The organism is Bradyrhizobium sp. PRIMUS42 (assembly GCF_023006515.1).
In the GTDB taxonomy this organism is placed as follows: Bacteria; Pseudomonadota; Alphaproteobacteria; order Rhizobiales; family Xanthobacteraceae; genus Bradyrhizobium.
This window is the reverse complement of record NZ_JALBGZ010000615.1, coordinates 1-3774: the sequence shown is the minus strand read 5'-3', so window position 1 is coordinate 3774 and position 3774 is coordinate 1. Positions and strand designations below refer to the sequence as shown.

At 65.8% G+C, this 3774-nt stretch carries 3 protein-coding genes and 1 pseudogene; all 4 read right to left on the bottom strand.

Annotation, left to right across the window (positions count from 1 at the left end):
- Positions 1-229 (bottom strand): annotated as a pseudogene (locus tag MOV75_RS30470) (amidase); the annotation flags it as partial.
- Entirely contained in the window at positions 222-1394 is a 1173-nt protein-coding gene (locus tag MOV75_RS30465; RefSeq protein ID WP_246931170.1) for a M20 aminoacylase family protein, read from the bottom strand. The pseudogene MOV75_RS30470 and the gene MOV75_RS30465, both read right to left, overlap by 8 nt.
- Positions 1395-1408: 14 nt before the next feature.
- Positions 1409-2914: a M81 family metallopeptidase gene (locus MOV75_RS30460; RefSeq protein WP_246931171.1), complete on the bottom strand. Its 1506-nt coding sequence runs from the start codon at positions 2912-2914 to the stop codon at positions 1409-1411.
- A gap of 212 nt (positions 2915-3126) precedes the next feature.
- Positions 3127-3774: ABC transporter ATP-binding protein (locus tag MOV75_RS30455; protein ID WP_247007168.1), on the bottom strand; the 648-nt coding region annotated here is incomplete at its 5' end.

The window sequence follows — 3774 nt, the reverse complement described above, 5'->3', positions numbered from 1 at the left end:
GCTCGCCGCCGGCCCAGCGTGCGGTCGAAGCCTTCGCGGCCTCGCGCGCGCCGTCGGGATCGAATGCATAGAGCGCCTTCAGATGCGGCTCCCACGCAGCGACGTGCGCGAGCACGTCCTCCAGCACCTCGCTTGGCGAGAACTGCTTGGCGCGATAGCCCGCGATCAGATCGACCGCGGACAGATCGTGCAGCGGGGTGACCGCCTCTTCGACGTTCTTTTTATGCATTGGCGCCTACCGGCATGCGTGTCTCGATGATGCGGGCAAACATGCTGGCGCCGATTGGCAGGATCTTGTCGTCGAGCACGAAGCCGGGATTGTGCACGGGCACCGAGCCGTCATGGCCTACCCAGAAATAGGCGCCGGGGATGGTCTGCAGCATGTCGGCGAAATCCTCGCTGCCCATCTTCGGCTGGGCGCGGGTGATCACGTTGGCGGGGTCGACGATGGTGCGCGCGACCTCCTCGACCACCTTGGACTGCTCGACCTGGTTGACTAGCACGTCGAAGGTATCGCGGATGTCGACGTCGATCACGCACTGATAGGCGCTCGCGATGCCGGCGCAGATCGTGCGGATGCGTTCGCTGATCAGGGTGCGGACTTCTTTCGAGAAGGTGCGGATGGTGCCGCACAGATGCGCGTCGCCGGGGATGACGTTGTATGCGGAGCCGGCGTGGATCTGCGTGATCGAGATGACGGCGGCCTGCAGCGGCTCGACGTTGCGGCTGACGATGGTCTGGATCGCCTGCGCCAGCGTGGTCGCGATGATCACCGCGTCCTTCGAGCGTTCGGGCATCGCGCCATGCGCGCCATAGCCGGTGATGCGGAGGTCGAAGAAATCGGCGCTGGCCATCGCGGGGCCGGGCAGGATCGCGATCTCGCCATGGTTGAGGTCGGGCGCGTTGTGCAGGCCGTAGAGCTCGTCGCAGGGAAACTTCTCGAACAGGCCGTCCTTGATCATGGCGCGAGCGCCGCCGAGGCCTTCCTCGGCCGGCTGGAAGATCAGATGCACGGTGCCGTCGAAGTTTCTGGTCTCGGCGAGGTAGCGCGCGGTGCCGAGCAGCATGGTGGTGTGGCCGTCATGGCCGCAGCCGTGGAAGCGGCCGGGGATTTTCGAACTCCATTTCAGATTGGTGTTCTCTTCCATCGGCAGCGCGTCCATGTCGGCGCGAAGGCCGATGCGCTTGTTGCTCGAACCCTTGCCTTTGATGACGCCGATCACGCCGGTGCCGCCGAGGCCGCGATGCACCTCGATGCCCCAGCTCTTCAGCTTGTCGGCGACGATGCCGGAGGTGCGCACTTCCTCGAAGCCGATCTCGGGATGGGCGTGAAGGTCGCGGCGGATGGCGGTGAGTTCGTCGGCGTAGCCGTCGATGCGGTCGATCGTGGGCATGTGTTCCTGTCCGGTTAGCGTGAAGGAGGATTGAAAACGGGACCGTTCGGCTTGATGCGAATGCCCGGGCGCAGGCGCGTCCAGGGCAGCGTTGCGGTGTCGGCCGGCATCGCGCCGGGCGCGGCGCAGATCATCAGCTTTTCCGCGATCGGCTCGAAGTCGGCGCGGAAGTGCACCGAGCTCTTGTTGACCAGAATTTTCTGTTCGGTGGGCTCGATACCGACATAGCGGTACATGGCCTGGTCGGCGAGCTGCGCCTTGTGCGAAGAGACGACAACGCGGACGTCGCCGATGCGCAAGGCCGCGGAGGGGCCCATCTCCATCTCGCGGCCGCCGTAATAAGGGCCGGGCGCGATGAAGCGGCCGTCGGAGAGCTTTTCGACCACGAACGTCTCGGTATAAGGCTCGTCGCCGGGAATGCCGGACTTGCCGCCGAGAGACAACGTGACGGTGGCGCCGACGCCGGCGTCATGCGCCGCCCTTGCCGACTCCGGATCGTAGATCGCCCCGGTCGCGGCGCTAGCCTTGTTGCGAACCAGCGCGCGCAGCATGCCCGTCGTGTCGGAATCGCCGCCGGCGCCGGGATTGTCCTGGGTGTCGGCAATGATGATCGGCCTGCTCGCGCCTTTCGAAAGTTCCATGGCGTGGCGCACGCCGTCATCGGGCGACCAGATCTTGCCGTCGAAATCGTCCTCATGGCTCTCGATCAGCTTCACGATCGCATCCGCGGCGCGGTCGGCGTCGGCCTGCGTCCTGCCGTAGGCGAACACGCTCGGCCCGCAATCGCGGAAGTCGGCGGCGGGAAAGCCGGGCGCGAAGGAGAGCGTCGGAACCGCATCGTTCTCCAGCGCGGCGAGCTTTTCGTAGATGCCCTTGGTCGGCTGGTCGTTGGTGCACTGCCAGCTGATCGGGATCAGGAACGGCAATTGCCGGAAGGCTTTTGCGAAGCGCTGCTTCGTCTTCAAGAGCAGGGCGAGATGCTTTGCAGAGGCACGGCCCGTGTCGGCCATGTCGACATGCGGATAGGTGCGGTAGGCGATCAGCGCGTCGGCGTGCGCGACCATCTCGGGCGTGACGTTGGCGTGCAGGTCGAGGCTCGCGACCAGCGGAACATCGTTGCCGATGATGCGGCGCACGCGCGCCAGGATCTCGCCTTCGCCGTCGTCGAGATGCTCGGTCACCATGGCGCCGTGCAGGTCGAGATAGACGGCATCGATCGGGCCGGCGGCAGCGATGCCGTCGACCATCACCTTCACGATGCGCTCGAAGGCATCCTCGGTGACGTGTGCCGAGGGGCTCGCCCCGCAGGCGATCGTCGGAACGAGTTCCCAGCCGTTCGCTTCCGCGCTGTCGACGAAGCCGGCGAGGCCGACATTGATGCGCCGCATCACCTTCAAGACGTCGGCGCCTTCCGTCATCGCCGGCCAGCCGCCGCCATGCCGGAAGTCCGCAAATGTCGCCTTCGTCGGGGCGAAGGTGTTGGTCTCGTGCAGGAAGCCGCCGACGGCGATACGTGTCATTCAGTTCAGTCCCAATTGAAAGTGCGCGACGTTAGCCCCGGCGTTGCGGCGAGGGCAAGCAAGGCAGGCCATCGCGCCGCGCATGGCTTTAAGCTGTTTTGGGAATACTTCCCGCGATCACCGTCATTGCGAGCGTAGCGAAGCAATCCAGACTGTTTCCGCGGAGGGATTCTGGATTGCTTCGCTACGCTCGCAATGACGAGGGGAAAGGCTTACGCGCTGGCTCCCACGCCCTCCGACACCGGCCGGAAGTTCGCAAAATCCCAGTCGCGTCCCGGTGCCGCATCGAGCAGCGCCTTGGTGTAGGCCTCCTTGGGATGCGTCAGCACTTCGGCAGCGGGGCCTTGCTCGACGACGCGGCCGTGCTGCATCACCACGACCTCGTCGCAGATCTGCGCGGCGACGCGCAAATCATGGGTGATGAACAGGATGGCGATGCCGAGGCGGTTCTGGATCTCGTCCAGCAGTTCCAGCACCTGCGCCTGCACGGAGACGTCGAGCGCGGAGACCGCTTCGTCCGCAACCAGCACGTCGGGATCGAGCGCGAGCGCACGGGCAATGGCGATACGCTGGCGCTGGCCGCCGGAGAACTGGTGCGGATAGCGCGACACCGCATCGGCGGGCAGGCCGACGAGCTCGAGCAGCTCGCGCGCCCGCTTCATCGCGTCAGTGTGCGCGACGCCGTAGTTGATCGGACCTTCGGCGATGCTTCCGCCGACGGTGACGCGCGGGTTGAGCGAGCGGTAGGGATCCTGGAACACGATCTGGATCTTCTGCCGGTGCGGCTGCAGCAGGCGCCGCGAGATGTCGGCGATTTCGCGGCCGGCGAGACGCACGCCGCCGGAGGTCGGATCGATCAG